This window comes from Acutalibacter sp. (assembly GCF_056800975.1).
In genome coordinates, this window is sequence record NZ_JBQISV010000063.1 from 1 (window position 1) to 12,937 (window position 12,937).

At 56.6% G+C, this 12,937-nt stretch carries 10 protein-coding genes and 2 pseudogenes; 8 read left to right on the top strand and 4 right to left on the bottom strand.

Going from position 1 to position 12,937, the window contains the following annotated elements:
* Positions 1–96: 96 nt before the first annotated feature.
* Both ACTO5E_RS07695 and ACTO5E_RS07700 read right to left on the bottom strand, forming a co-directional pair.
* Positions 97–699: pseudogene (locus ACTO5E_RS07695) on the bottom strand (tyrosine-type recombinase/integrase); the annotation flags it as partial.
* On the bottom strand, positions 699–884 hold the full coding sequence (locus ACTO5E_RS07700) for a LysR family transcriptional regulator (protein ID WP_482302831.1): 186 nt from the start codon (positions 882–884) through the stop codon (positions 699–701). The gene ACTO5E_RS07700 and the pseudogene ACTO5E_RS07695, both read right to left, overlap by 1 nt.
* Before the next feature lie 334 nt (positions 885–1,218).
* On the opposite strand from ACTO5E_RS07700, the gene ACTO5E_RS07705 reads away from it, so the two are divergent.
* Positions 1,219–1,701, top strand: a complete 483-nt coding sequence (locus ACTO5E_RS07705) for a helix-turn-helix domain-containing protein (protein ID WP_482302832.1) — start codon at positions 1,219–1,221, stop codon at positions 1,699–1,701.
* 175 nt (positions 1,702–1,876) lie between these two features.
* Here the strand turns inward: ACTO5E_RS07705 and guaA are convergent, their stop codons facing one another.
* Positions 1,877–3,421, bottom strand: coding sequence for a glutamine-hydrolyzing GMP synthase (gene guaA, locus ACTO5E_RS07710; protein WP_482302833.1), 1,545 nt, complete (start codon positions 3,419–3,421; stop codon positions 1,877–1,879).
* 509 nt (positions 3,422–3,930) lie between these two features.
* On the opposite strand from guaA, the gene ACTO5E_RS07715 reads away from it, so the two are divergent.
* The 7 genes and pseudogenes from ACTO5E_RS07715 (at position 3,931) to ftsX (ending at position 12,037) form a co-directional block, all read left to right on the top strand.
* Complete coding sequence (locus ACTO5E_RS07715; RefSeq protein ID WP_482302834.1) at positions 3,931–5,328, top strand: MATE family efflux transporter; 1,398 nt, start codon at positions 3,931–3,933, stop codon at positions 5,326–5,328.
* A gap of 4 nt (positions 5,329–5,332) precedes the next feature.
* A complete protein-coding gene (locus tag ACTO5E_RS07720) occupies positions 5,333–5,965 on the top strand; it encodes a 4'-phosphopantetheinyl transferase family protein (protein ID WP_482302835.1) in 633 nt (210 codons plus the stop codon).
* A 474-nt stretch (positions 5,966–6,439) separates the two neighbouring features.
* Positions 6,440–7,108, top strand: a complete 669-nt coding sequence (locus tag ACTO5E_RS07725; RefSeq protein WP_482302836.1) for a DUF4830 domain-containing protein — start codon at positions 6,440–6,442, stop codon at positions 7,106–7,108.
* A 449-nt stretch (positions 7,109–7,557) separates the two neighbouring features.
* Entirely contained in the window at positions 7,558–8,670 is a 1,113-nt protein-coding gene (locus ACTO5E_RS07730; protein WP_482302837.1) for an ABC transporter ATP-binding protein, read from the top strand.
* Between the two features lie 264 nt (positions 8,671–8,934).
* Complete coding sequence (locus tag ACTO5E_RS07735; RefSeq protein ID WP_482302838.1) at positions 8,935–10,017, top strand: helix-turn-helix domain-containing protein; 1,083 nt, start codon at positions 8,935–8,937, stop codon at positions 10,015–10,017.
* A gap of 54 nt (positions 10,018–10,071) precedes the next feature.
* A pseudogene (ftsE, locus tag ACTO5E_RS07740) lies at positions 10,072–10,740 on the top strand (cell division ATP-binding protein FtsE); the annotation flags it as partial.
* Between the two features lie 385 nt (positions 10,741–11,125).
* Positions 11,126–12,037, top strand: a complete 912-nt coding sequence (ftsX, locus tag ACTO5E_RS07745) for a permease-like cell division protein FtsX (protein ID WP_482302839.1) — start codon at positions 11,126–11,128, stop codon at positions 12,035–12,037.
* A 114-nt stretch (positions 12,038–12,151) separates the two neighbouring features.
* Here the strand turns inward: ftsX and ACTO5E_RS07750 are convergent.
* Positions 12,152–12,937: TrkH family potassium uptake protein (locus tag ACTO5E_RS07750; protein WP_482302840.1), on the bottom strand; the 786-nt coding region annotated here is incomplete at its 5' end.

Consider the following 12,937-nt stretch of genomic DNA (forward strand, 5'->3'; position numbering starts at 1 on the left):
GGCCTGCCGATATTCTATTGTCCGTTCTCTATATCTTTTTGAATAACTCATGTCCTCATTCTACTCGATACGTAACCTTTTTTCAACTGCTTTTACTATACCACACCAGTAGAGCATTTCAAAGGCGTAGTAGGAAAGAGGCTTGTCCATCATAGCGTCAGCAAATTTCTGATACTCGTCCTTCGTCCAGAACAGCATTTCCTTACGTTCCTCCGTACCCATGTTACCAACTTTAGCCGCCGGATTAGACCGCAGGTTATAGAACCTTACCGCATGATTGAAAATAGCGCTAAGCTGATTGTGGAGCGTTTTAAGGTATGTTTGGGAGTAGGGCTTACGACTCTCGTCCCGAAACGCCAGCAGCTCATTTTGCCAAGCAATCACATCTTTGGTGGTGATCTCGCTTATTTTACGCTGGCCGAAGTAGGGGAGAATCTTTTTCTGGATAATGTTCTCTTTTGTTAGCCAAGAGTTTTCCTTCAACCGGGGCCGCATATCCTGCTCATAAAGCTGGGCAAACGCTTCAAAGGTCATGTCCATGTCTGAAGAAGTCTGCATTTGAAAACTGCGTTCCCACTCCTGGGCTTCTCGCTTGGTAGCAAAGCCGCGCTTGCACTTCTGCTTTCTGGCTCCTGTCCAGTCTTTGTACCAGGCCATTACATACCAAGTGCCATTGCTATCGTTCTTAAATACCGGCATTACTCCACATCCTTTCCGCTGTAAAGACGCTCAAAGAAATACTGGCGGTTCACCCGCCCGGCAATCGTTAGATACCCCTTACTTCTCAGTTCCTCGTTCAGTTGTCGAATCAGTTTGTAAGCGTAGGGCTTGGAAATATCCAACTCCGCCGCAACTTCATCAACTCGGATAAACTTATTCTCCATTCAATTAATCCTTTCAAAATATTATCATATCTTTGCCGTTTACACTGAATCTGCTCCGGCAGGCATTCCGCACATTTCTGTGGGCGCTGTGCCGTCCTTTATGGGGCGCTCGCTCCTTCGCAGGAGGTCATGGCGGTGTTGCAAAATCAGACGGTCATTCAATTTTCTAAGCTGGTTTGCTTTGCGCGATTTCCATTATACTAAGCTGTCTAGCTTGTGTCAAGGGGTTTGCAAGATGTTTTCTAAATTTTTTTGCTTAATTACATCTTGACTATCCTAAACTTGTCTGTTATACTTCTTGTATACTAAAAAGACAGAATGGAGTTGTCAAAAAATGGCGATTGGAGAAAGGATACGCTTTTTCCGAAACTTGCGGGGAATGACACAACGGTACTTGGGTATGCTCCTTGGCTTTCCGGAGCGCTCCTCAGACGTGCGGGTGGCACAGTACGAATCGGGAACCCGCACCCCAAAGCAAAACGTAATAGAAGAATTGGCATACCATTTGCAGGTCGCGCCGGAGGCTCTGAATGTCCCCGACATCGACCACAATCTTGGCCTGATGCACACACTGTTCGCCCTAGAGGACTTGAAAGGGCTGACTATAGACAAGATTGATGGCGAGGTAGTCCTCAAGGTCGATAAATCGGACTTGAACCGGTATATCTCCATGCACAGTCTGCTCGACCCCTGGCAGGAGCAGGCCGCAAAGCTACAGTCAGGGGAAATCACAAAAGAGGAATACGATAAATGGCGGTACAATTATCCCGCATATGCGGGACTGCCATGGGTAAAGACCATCCCCGAAATCAGATAACATAAAAGCCTATACCGACAGCCATCGGTATAGGCTTTCATAATATGGACTTACCTGCAAACCACCAGACAAATAGAATGATAAGGATGGTGCAGAGCGTTATCAAATCGTTATCAAAAGAGGTGGGAAAAGCCAGAAATCCCGCATAAATACTAGGAATTTTGGAGGCTGCAAATCACTCCCACTCAATCGTCGCCGGCGGCTTGCTGGTGATGTCATACACCACCCGGGTCACGCCCGGCACTTCGTTGACAATGCGGTTGGAGGTGCGGCCCAGCAGCTCGTAGGGGAGCTGCACCCAGTCGGCGGTCATGAAATCGCTGGTGTTTACCGCCCGCAGGGCTATGGTCTCGCCGTAGCTGCGGCCGTCGCCCATTACGCCTACGCTGCGGGCCCCGGTGAGCACTGCGAAATACTGCCCGGTCTGGCGGTCCAGCCCGGCCTTTGCCATCTCCTCCCGGAAGATTGCGTCCGCCTCCTGGAGCATGGCCACCCGCTGGGGAGTTACCTCGCCCAGCACCCGTACTGCCAGCCCCGGGCCGGGGAAGGGCTGCCGCCACACCAGCTCCTCCGGAATGCCCAGCTCCAGGCCTACCCGGCGCACCTCGTCCTTGAACAGGTCCCGCAGGGGCTCTACCAGGCCCTCAAAGCCAATGTCCTCCGGCAGTCCCCCTACATTGTGGTGGGACTTGATCACCGCTGCCTGGCCGCTGCCGCTCTCCACCACGTCGGGATAAATGGTGCCCTGGCACAGCAGCTCTACCTTGCCCAGCTTGGCGGCCTCCGCCTCGAACACCCGGATAAACTCCTCGCCGATGATCTTGCGCTTGCGCTCCGGGTCGGTGACGCCTGCCAGCTTGCCCAGAAACCGCTCCCCGGCATTGACCCGGATAATGTTCATGTGGAATTCCTTGCGGAACACCTGCTCTACCAGGTCGCCCTCATCTTTACGCAGCAGGCCGTGGTCTACAAAAATGCAGGTCAGATTCTGCCCAATGGCCTGGTGGACCAGCATGGCTGCTACCGATGAGTCCACCCCGCCGGACAGGCCGCAGAGCACCTTCCGGTCTCCGATCTGCTCCTTCAGCCGGGCTACCTCCCCTTTAGCAAAGGAACCCATCTCCCAGCCGCCCTCGCACTGGCACACAAGATAGAGGAAGTTGCGCAGCATCTGGCTTCCATATTCTGTGTGGGCCACCTCGGGGTGGAACTGCACCGCGTACAGCCGCCGGGCAGGGTCCTCCATAGCGGCAACCGGACATTGGGCGCTGTGGGCGCTGGCGGAAAAGCCCTGGGGCAGCTGGTTCACCGCGTCGTTGTGGCTCATCCAGGTGACGCTGGGGGGCACGTCCCGGAAGAGGAGGGAAGCGTCCTCAAACTGGGTCTGGGTCTTGCCGAATTCCGGCGCGCCTGTAGAGGCCACTTTGCCGCCCAGCAGATGGGCCATGACCTGAGCGCCATAGCAGATGCCCAGCACGGGGACCCCCAGCTGGAACAGCTCAGGAGAGCAGAGGGGGGCGTCCTGGGCGTAAACGCTGCCAGGACCGCCGGTAAAAATGACGCCCTGGTAGGCAGCCAGCTCAGAGACAGGGGTCCAGTAGGGCTTGATCTGGCAGTAGACCCCCAGGTCCCGGACACGGCGGGCAATGAGCTGGGCATATTGCCCGCCAAAGTCCAGCACGACCAGGGAGCGGGCAGGCTCTTGGGAGGGAGATGGCATGGTTAGCACGACCTTTCTGAGAGGATAATGTAATAGTATAGCAAAAAGCAGGGAAAAATGCAAGGGCGCATTTTGATGGGGGAGTGTCCAAAGAAAAAGCTTATGACGACGGCCTCGGCAGTTTGGAGGGCTTTGGCCCTAGAAACTCTACCACCGTTGAAAAGGGGAAAGCTTTGCTGAACGCTTACAAAGCCTTGCTTATAGACGCTTCATTTTGGGCGCTCCTTTTTGGTTGGAGAGCATCCTGCCAGGCACTTTATAAAGATTCACCTTCAGGGACCTCGTAGGGGCGGACCTGCGCGTCCGCCCGTCTCTTTTTCCCAGGGATTCGGGACTTCCACGGACTAGGCGCTACCTATATTATAATCTGCAAAAGGGGAGGCAGGGGAAAAGGCTGGACCGGGCGGCTTTCCCTGCTTTCTACTCTTGCAAACCCTGTCAGGATGTGCTATGATGGTCAACAATCCCCAATTTATATTTTTCAATACATTACCGGAGGAAATAAGGAAATGGAAAAGACCAAACGCTTTGACAGCCCTTTTTATGGGCAGATCTTCCGGCTGGTCACCCCCATTGTTCTGCAAAACCTGCTCAGCTCTGCCGTCAGCTCGGCGGACGTGGTGATGCTGAACTTTGTGGGCCAGTCGGCTATTTCGGCGGTCAGCCTTGCCAGCCAGTACACCCATGTGCTGTTCATGCTGTTTTACGGCATTGGCACCGGGGCCACCATGCTCTGCGCCCAGTATTACGGCAAAAAGGATTTTCGCGCCATTGAGGTGGTTCAGGGCATTGCCCTGCGCATTTCCCTCAGTGTCTCGCTGGTGGTGGCGGCGCTGGCTTTGACCATCCCCCAGTATATGATGATGCTGTTCACCAGCGACCCGGAGCTCATCGCCCTGGGGGCGGAGTATATCCGCATTCTCAGCGTGTGCTACCTGTGCTGGGGCATTACGGAGGTGTATATCTCCATTCTGCGCAGTGTGGGCCGGGTGACCATTGGCACGGTGCTGAACACCATTGCCGTGCTGCTGAATGTGGCGCTGAACGCCCTGTTCATTTTCGGCTGGCTGGGCGTTCCTAAAATGGGGGCTGCCGGCGTGGCCCTGGCCACCTCCATCTCCCGGCTGGTGGAGCTGGCCCTGTGCTTTGTGGTGTCCGCCCGGTCTAAGGACATCAAGCTGAAGCTGCGCATGATTTTTGTGCGCAACAAGGCCTTGTTTACCGACTTTATGAAGCTCTCTCTCCCTGCCGTGGCCAACGATGTGGTGTGGGGGCTGGCCTTTTCCATGTACTCGGTGATTCTGGGTCATCTGGGCAGCGACGCGGTGGCGGCAAACTCTCTGGCAGCGGTGGTGCGCAACTTTGGCACCATTCTCTGCTTTGGCTTTGCCAACGCCGGGGGCATTCTGCTGGGGCAGAAAATCGGCGAGGGCAAAATGGAGGAGGCCCGGGGAGACGGCAGACGGCTGCTGTGGGTGACCGTGGCCTCCGGGGCCATAGGGGGGCTGATTGTGCTGGCGGCCCGGCCCTTTGTGCTGGGCTATGCCCAGGGGGGCAACTTTACCCAGGCGGCTCTGGACTACCTGGGGGTCATGCTGCTGATCAACAGCTACTACATTATGGGCTGCGCGGTGAACACCACTCTCATCGCCGGGGTGTTCCGTGCCGGGGGCGACAGCCGCTTCGGGCTCATCTGCGACTTTTTCACCATGTGGGTTTATGCGGTGCCGGTGGGCTTTTTTGTGGCCTTTGTGCTCAAGCTGCCGGTGCTTTGGGTCTACTTCATTCTCTGTCTGGACGAGTTTGTCAAGTGGCCCTGGGTGCTTCACCGCTACCGCTCGGGCAAATGGCTGAAGAACATCACCCGGGACAATCTGTTCCAGGAGCAGAAAACCGCGAAGGACTGACAGAATGCTTACCCTTTATATCACATCCTTTTCCACAGACCTGCCACGGGGAGAAAAGAAGCGGACCGAAACCCGGGCAGGCCGGGCGCTGCTGGCATATGCCCTGCAAAGGCGCGATGCGCTTCCTGCCTCCTTTTGGGCAAAGGGGGCGGACGTGAACCAGATGCTCTGCTATGGCCCCCACGGCAAGCCGTTTTTTCGCGAGCTGGGGCTGCAGTTCAACATCAGCCACAGCCACGGGCTGGCAGTCTGCGGGCTGTCCTCCCTGCCTCTGGGCGTGGATGTGGAGCGGGCGCGGCGGTTCTCTCCGGCGCTGCGGGAGCGGACCGCCGCACCCGAGGAGGCCGGGCTGTGGCAGACAGACTCCCCTGACGGGACGCTGACCCAGCTGTGGACCTGTAAGGAGAGCTATATCAAATATACCGGGCTGGGGCTGAGCCAGGGGGTAGAGGGGATTCGGTTTGCCGCCCTGGGGCAGAGGCCGCAGCTGGCGCGGGGGGGAGGCGTTCGCTTTTTCTCCCTTCCGCTTTTGCGTGGGGGAGAGAGGTTCTGGCTGACAGTGTGCCATGAGGGCGGGCCTGTAGGGGTGGAGTTTGTCCCCCGGCGCAGCGCGGAGGCCTGGGGCGAAGCGCAATAGCGGACGCTCCGCAGCCGGTTAGTTTCAGAGCAGAAGCTTCCCGGTCTGTCCTTCCTATATAGAATAGGGACGCAGACAGCTTGCAGGGAGAGCAGCCTTTGACGTGTCATGAAGAAACCATGAAGCAACAAAGAATCAGGTTGTTTTTTAAGGCCGGCAGGCCACGCAATTTGACTGGGGCAGCGAGGCGTACCCAAAACGAAGCGTTTATGAAGCAAGGCTTTGGTGGGCGTTCAGAAAAGCTTCGCCCTCCTTTTTCAAAGAGGGGGGCTTAGGGGCAAGGCTCCCAAGCAGCCGGAGACCACTCTATGGTCATAACCTCTTTCTCTAGGACACTCCTGCGGCGACGTCTTGCCGTTCCAATTCAAAAACGCCAGGCCATTGGCATAGCCCAGGACATTCCCGCATAAGAATGGACCATGAAAACAGGCGGCGCAGCTGCATACAGCCGCTGAAAAGAGAGGTCGATGTGGAATGTTCGTGTCAATGAAGGCCAGCAGAAAGCGGATCATTGCGTTCCTTGTTCTGGCGGCGGCAGTGGTAGCTGCGGTGGCCTACCTGCGGTGGGGCAAGGGGACGGAGCCCCAGGCCCAGACCTTTACCGGAGAGACCAACGAGGAGCGGGTGGCTTTTCTTCAGAGCTTCGGCTGGCAGACAGAAGCCGGGCCTGCCGAGACCCGTGAGGTGATGATCCCGGCCCAGTTCAATGACGTCTACCAGAACTACAACGCCATGCAGCAGGCCCAGGGCTTTGACCTGGCGCCCTACGCGGGAGAGGTGGTTACCCAGTACAAATATAAGGTAACCAACTACCCCGGAGAGACCGAGGTGTTCGCAACGCTTTTGGTGTATGGCCGGCTGATTATCGGCGGCGACCTGGCCTGTGCCGAGGCAAACGGCTTTATGCACGGCTTTGCGGCAGACAGCGCCCGCTATGGCGAGGCCACCCCCAGGCCAGAGGCGGCTTCCAGCGCCCTGGAGAGCGGGACGGAGGGTCTGGCGAGCAGCGACGTGGAAAGCGCCGCTGCCGAAGCCACGCCTGTCCCTGAAAGCAGTGTGGAGAGCGCTGTGACAGAGGAGAGCGTTGCGAGTGGAGAAAATGTGGAAAGTACCGGCGCGGAGGCAGGCTGGCCCACCGACTGACCCGGCAACGGCCCGGCCAGTCTCTAAGCGCGAACAGCCCAGGCCCGCCTGCGCTGGTTAAACGGAGTTTTCCCCCAAGTTGTGTTGAAAACTTGGGGGAAATTGTTGAGAACGGAAAGTGGCAAACCGACACCAAGTATAGGCATTGAGGCGGGGCCGGGTACAAATTATACGGGATCCGCCGGGAGCATGTCATTTTAAACATAATTCTGTCATGACTCTTTAATTTTGGTAAAGGCATACAAAGGCTGTTAAAAAACTTTGGATATAAAGGGGCTTTTCATCTGCCGGATTTTCTGATATAATACAGATAAATCAATTAGGTCAGCCGAGGAGGACGGCGCAAAATTCACAACAACAGCGCCACTTGGGACTGAGCCCGCAAAGCAGCTTGGGGCTGGCCCAGCGGCCTTGTCCGCCCTCGCAGAGCCTGACAGGAGGAAAAACATATGGCAAGCTTGAGTCTGAGGAATATCTATAAGATCTACGCCGGCGGCGTTACAGCCGTTACGGACTTCAACCTGGAGATTGCTGACAAGGAATTCATCATTCTGGTCGGCCCCTCCGGCTGCGGCAAGTCCACCACCCTGCGCATGATCGCCGGCCTGGAGGAGATCAGCAAGGGCGAGCTGTACATCGGCGACACCCTCAGCAACGATATCGCTCCCAAGGACCGCGATATCGCCATGGTGTTCCAGAACTACGCCCTGTATCCCCACATGACGGTTTTTGACAACATGGCCTTTGGCCTGAAGCTGCGTAAGACTCCCAAGGATGAGATCAAGCGCCGCGTGGAAGAGGCTGCCCGCATCCTGGACATCGCCCATCTGCTGGACCGCAAGCCCAAGGCTCTGTCCGGCGGTCAGAGACAGCGCGTGGCTCTGGGCCGCGCCATTGTCCGCGATCCCAAGGTCTTCCTGCTCGACGAGCCTCTGTCCAACCTGGACGCTAAGCTCCGCGCCCAGATGCGTACCGAGATTGCCAAGCTGCACACCAAGCTGGGCACCACCTTCATTTACGTTACCCATGACCAGACCGAGGCCATGACCATGGGCGACCGCATTGTGGTAATGAAGGACGGCTTTATCCAGCAGGTGGACACGCCCCAGAACCTGTACGAGTATCCTGTCAACGAGTTCGTGGCCGGCTTCATGGGCTCTCCTCAGATGAACTTCATCGACGCCAAGTGCAACAAGTCCGGCAGCGACTTCACCCTGACCTTTGGCGCCTGCACCATCACCATCCCCGCCAAGAAGGCGGAGGGCACCACCATCTCCAACTATGTGGGCAAAGAGGTTGTCTTCGGCATTCGTCCCGAGGATGTACATGACGAGCCCGACTTCATCGAGAAGGTGGGCGGCGCCCATGTTACCTGCGAGGTGGAGGTCACCGAGCTGATGGGCGCTGAGACCTATCTGTACCTGGACTGCGAGGGCAACGCTGTTACCGCCCGTGTGGAGCCCACCTCCACTGCGAAGCCTGGCGATAAGTGCAAGATTGCTTTCGACCTGAACAAGATGCATGTGTTCGACAAGGAGACCGAGGTTACTGTTATCAACTAAAAGCTTGCCATTTTTGGGGCCAGCGGTGAAAGCCGCTGGTCCCTTTGTTTTGGGCTTATTATGAGGGGGACCCGACCTTGAGTTGAGGTCGGGCGGCGGGCCGGTGTTGTGGGGGCGGCTTCTTGGCTTTTCTGATATGCTTTTAGGTTTTGCTTGAAATTTTTGTTGAAATCGTGTATAATAGCAATAGTTGTTTCCACGCTCGGTGGACTTGCCTTTTGTCCGCTGTTTTTACCAATATATCAAAGGTGAGGGGAGAAATTTATGTCTAACAGATTGTTTCAGGGCATCATCCACCAGATGAGTGATGCCATTGACCGCACCATCGGCGTCATGGACGAGTCCTCTGTTGTGATTGCCTGCAGCGACCTGAGTCGTGTCGGAGATGTGTTTGGCGACGGTGTGATGGAGAACATGGGCAGCGACGAGGTCTTTATTGACAACGAATATACCTTCAAGTCCTTTGGCAGCCGGCGGCGTCCCGGCTATGCGGCCTTTGTCTCCGGCGCGGACCCGGACGCCCGGCGGTATGTGCGCATTCTGGCTGTGGCCATGGACAACATCAAGCAGTATTATGACGAGAAGTATGACCGGGGCAATTTCATTAAAAATGTTATTCTGGACAACATCCTCCCTGGCGATATCTACCTGAAAAGCCATGAGCTCCATTTTGACTCAGACGTCTCCCGGGTGTGCCTGCTCATTAAGGTCAACGACAAGAATGAGGTCTCGGCCTTTGAGGTGCTGCAAAACCTGTTCCCGGACAAGAACAAGGACTTTGTCATCAACATCAACGAGACGGACATTGCGCTGGTCAAGGAGATTCGCCCGGACATCACTGAGAAGGATATTGACAAGTTGGCCCGGTCCATTGTGGACACCCTGACCGGGGAGTTTTACGCCCACTGCTGCGTGGGCATCGGCACGGTGGTGGACAACATCAAGGAGCTGGCCCGGTCCTTCAAGGAGGCCCAGACGGCCCTGGAGGTGGGCAAGGTGTTTGACACGGCCCGGGATATTGTGAGCTACAACAACCTGGGCATTGCCCGGCTGATTTACCAGCTGCCCACCACCCTGTGCGAGATGTTCCTCAAGGAGGTCTTCAAGCGGGGCTCCATCGAGAGCCTGGACCATGAGACCCTGTTCACCATTCAGCGTTTCTTTGAGAACAGCCTTAATGTCTCCGAGACCTCCCGCAAGCTGTTTGTCCACCGCAACACGCTGGTGTATCGGTTGGAGAAGATTAAAAAGCTCACTGGCCTGGACCTGCGGGAGTTTGAGGACGCCATTGTCTTCAAGGTGGCGCTGATGGTCAAGCGTTACCTGACCAATAACAGCAAGTTCTAGGGCTTGCCCATGAGCAGTCTGACCGCTCTAATCCACAAAATAAGGAAATGAATTATGATAGAATTTGTAAATGTTTCCAAGGTCTACAACAACGGCACAGAGGCGCTGCACAATGTGGACCTGAAGGTGCCCAAGGGGGAGTTTGTGTTTATTGTGGGCTCCTCCGGCGCGGGCAAAAGCACCTTTCTCAAGCTGATTACCTGCGAGGAGCGGCCCTCCTCGGGACGGATTCTGCTGGACGGCACAGACATCTCCCGGCTGCGTAAGGGGAAGATTCCCTATGTCCGCCGGAAGATGGGCATGGTGTTTCAGGACTTCCGGCTGATTGACCACATGACCGTGTACGACAATGTGGCCTTTGCCATGCGGGTGGTGGGGGCCTCCGGGCGGTCCATCCGCAAGCGGGTGCCCTATATCCTCAGCCTGGTGGGCCTGCAGCACAAGGCCAAGCACTACCCCACCGAGCTCTCTGGCGGCGAGCGTCAGCGGGTGGGCCTGGCCCGGGCATTGGTGAACAACCCGGAGCTCATTATTGCCGACGAGCCCACCGGCAACATTGACCCGGCCCTGTCCTTTGAGATTGTGGACCTGCTCAGCGAGATTAACCGCCGGGGCACCACGATTCTGATGGTGACCCATGAGCACTCCTTGGTCAAGCACTTCCACAAGCGCATTATTCAAATTCACGGGGGACAGATTGTAGCGGACACCAACGAGATGGCGGAGAGCTACGCCCCGCCCGAGGAGTTTGAGGCCCGGCAGCAGGCGGCCCGGTTGGAGCCTCCTGGGGAGGAGCCGGAAATGGACGACTACGCGGAATATGACAATGAGGAGGAGCGTTTTGAGGAGTTTGAGCCGGAGGAGGTCGAGCCCCCTTCGGAAGAGCCCTTGCGCCCGGTGCCCCAGTTTGACCGGGATGAGCCCAGTCTTTTAGAGGCGCTCTCTACGCCGGCCCGGTATGATGAAGAGGGAAAGGTGATGAATATTGCCCAGGCGGAGGATGTGCCTGAGGAAATCCTGCGGGAGCGCCGGAAAAAGGACGGAAGGCGCTGACAGGGCAGGAGCCTTGTGATTTTAGCCCGAAATTTGGAAAGGAAATGGCATCAGAATGGGAATACACAGTGTTGGTTATTTATTCAAAGAGGGTGTGAAGGGCTTGTGGAAGAACCGTACCATGAGCCTTGCCTCGGTGTGCGTGCTGATCTCCTGTCTGCTGATGACGGGGCTGGCAGGGCTGATTTCTGTCAACCTGAGCGCCACCATGCGGTCGGTAGAGGCCAATAACAGCATCAATGTCTACCTGGACGAGGGTTTGCCGCCCCTGAGCGCTGTGAAGCTGGGAGAAGAGCTGCGGGCCCTGGACAACATTGCGGAGTGCACCTTTGTCCCCAAGGAGGACGGGCTGAAAAACACCATACAGAGCATGGGCGGCGAGGAGGACCTGTTCTACGCCTTGGAGGGCCAGGACAACCCCCTGCCGGACTCCTATACCATCTCCATGAAGGACCTGAGCCTGTACGACCAGACTATGGAGGCCGTCAAAGGTCTGGAAGGGGTGGACCACTGTGCGGACTACCGGAAGGTGGCCCATCTTTTAAGCAACCTGGACCGGGTGGTGCGCTATGCCAGCCTGGGCATTCTGGTGGTGCTGGGCGTGGTGTCGCTGTTTATTATTTCCAACACCCTGAAGGTGACCATCTTCTCCCGGCGCATGGAGATCAATATCATGAAGTCGGTGGGCGCCACCAACGGCTTTGTGCGGGTGCCCTTTATTGTGGAGGGCGTTCTCATCGGTGTGTTTTCCGGAGGAATCTCTGCTACGGCCCTGTATCTGGGGTATGACAAGGTGGTGGAGATTGTGTACAGCATCACCACCTTCCTGACGGTCATCGACATAGAGCCCTATGTTTGGTGGCTGTATGGGGGGTATCTGCTGGCAGGGGCGTTGTTCGGCATTATGGGCGGCGTCATCTCCATTGGCAAATACCTGAAAAAAGAGGGAGAAAACGCCATTATCTAAGGCGTGTCAAAAACAGAAAAGCCTTCCGGGGCCTGCCTCATCCGCAGATGGGACAGCCCCGGAAGGCTTTTGTTTTCACAGGAGGCTGACCGCAGTCCTGATCTGCTTTGACAATCAGGTCCGCCGCCAGGCCATGGGGACCATGAGCATCAGCATGGGGAACAGCTCCAACCGCCCGGCCAGCATGTCAAAGCTGAGCACCAGCTTGCTGATTGGGGAGAAGGCCGCGTAATTGCCCATGGGCCCTACCAGGTCCAGGCCGGGGCCAATGTTGTTGAGACAGGCGATTACCGCAGTGGCGTTGGTTTCCAGAGAGAACTCGTCCATCGCCACAATGAAAATGGAGAGGGCCATAATTGCCCCATACAGCGCCAGATAGCTGTAGGTGTTCTGCAAAACCTCCTCGTTTACCGCCTGCCCGTCCATGTGCACCTGAGACACCGACCGGGGCCGGAGCATCCGCTTCACGTTGCGCCGCCCGGCCTTGCACAGCAGCAGCACCCGGGCCACCTTCATGCCCCCGCCGGTAGACCCTGCGCAGGCCCCCACAAACATCAGCAGCACCAGCAGGGTTTTGGAGAGAGCAGGCCACTGGTTGAAGTCCGCGGTGGCAAAGCCGGTGGTAGTCATAATGGAGGAGACCTGAAACGCCGCCTGGTGCAGGGCCTCGCCCACCTGGCTGTACAGGGGGAGAATGTCCCAGGTGATGACAGCAATGCTGCCCAGCATCAGGCCCAGATACATGAGAAGCTCCTGGTTCTTCAGCACCTTCAGGAACTGGCGGAGGAGGATCAGGTAGAAAATGCTGAAATTTACCCCGAACAACGCCATAAACACCGTACAGACAGCTTGCAGATAGGTGCTGTAGCCCATCAGGCTGTCCCCTTTAATGGCAAAGCC

Bases quoted from the DNA above. Each gene is read 5' to 3' on its own strand.
- ACTO5E_RS07720 (WP_482302835.1), top strand. From the start codon at position 5,333: ATGCTTACCCTTTATATCACATCCTTTTCCACAGACCTGCCACGGGGA.
- ACTO5E_RS07700 (WP_482302831.1), bottom strand. From the start codon at position 884: ATGGAGAATAAGTTTATCCGAGTTGATGAAGTTGCGGCGGAGTTGGAT.
- ftsX (WP_482302839.1), top strand. From the start codon at position 11,126: ATGGGAATACACAGTGTTGGTTATTTATTCAAAGAGGGTGTGAAGGGC.
- guaA (WP_482302833.1), bottom strand. From the start codon at position 3,421: ATGCCATCTCCCTCCCAAGAGCCTGCCCGCTCCCTGGTCGTGCTGGAC.
- ACTO5E_RS07735 (WP_482302838.1), top strand. From the start codon at position 8,935: ATGTCTAACAGATTGTTTCAGGGCATCATCCACCAGATGAGTGATGCC.
- ACTO5E_RS07715 (WP_482302834.1), top strand. From the start codon at position 3,931: ATGGAAAAGACCAAACGCTTTGACAGCCCTTTTTATGGGCAGATCTTC.
- ACTO5E_RS07705 (WP_482302832.1), top strand. From the start codon at position 1,219: ATGGCGATTGGAGAAAGGATACGCTTTTTCCGAAACTTGCGGGGAATG.
- ACTO5E_RS07725 (WP_482302836.1), top strand. From the start codon at position 6,440: ATGTTCGTGTCAATGAAGGCCAGCAGAAAGCGGATCATTGCGTTCCTT.
- ACTO5E_RS07730 (WP_482302837.1), top strand. From the start codon at position 7,558: ATGGCAAGCTTGAGTCTGAGGAATATCTATAAGATCTACGCCGGCGGC.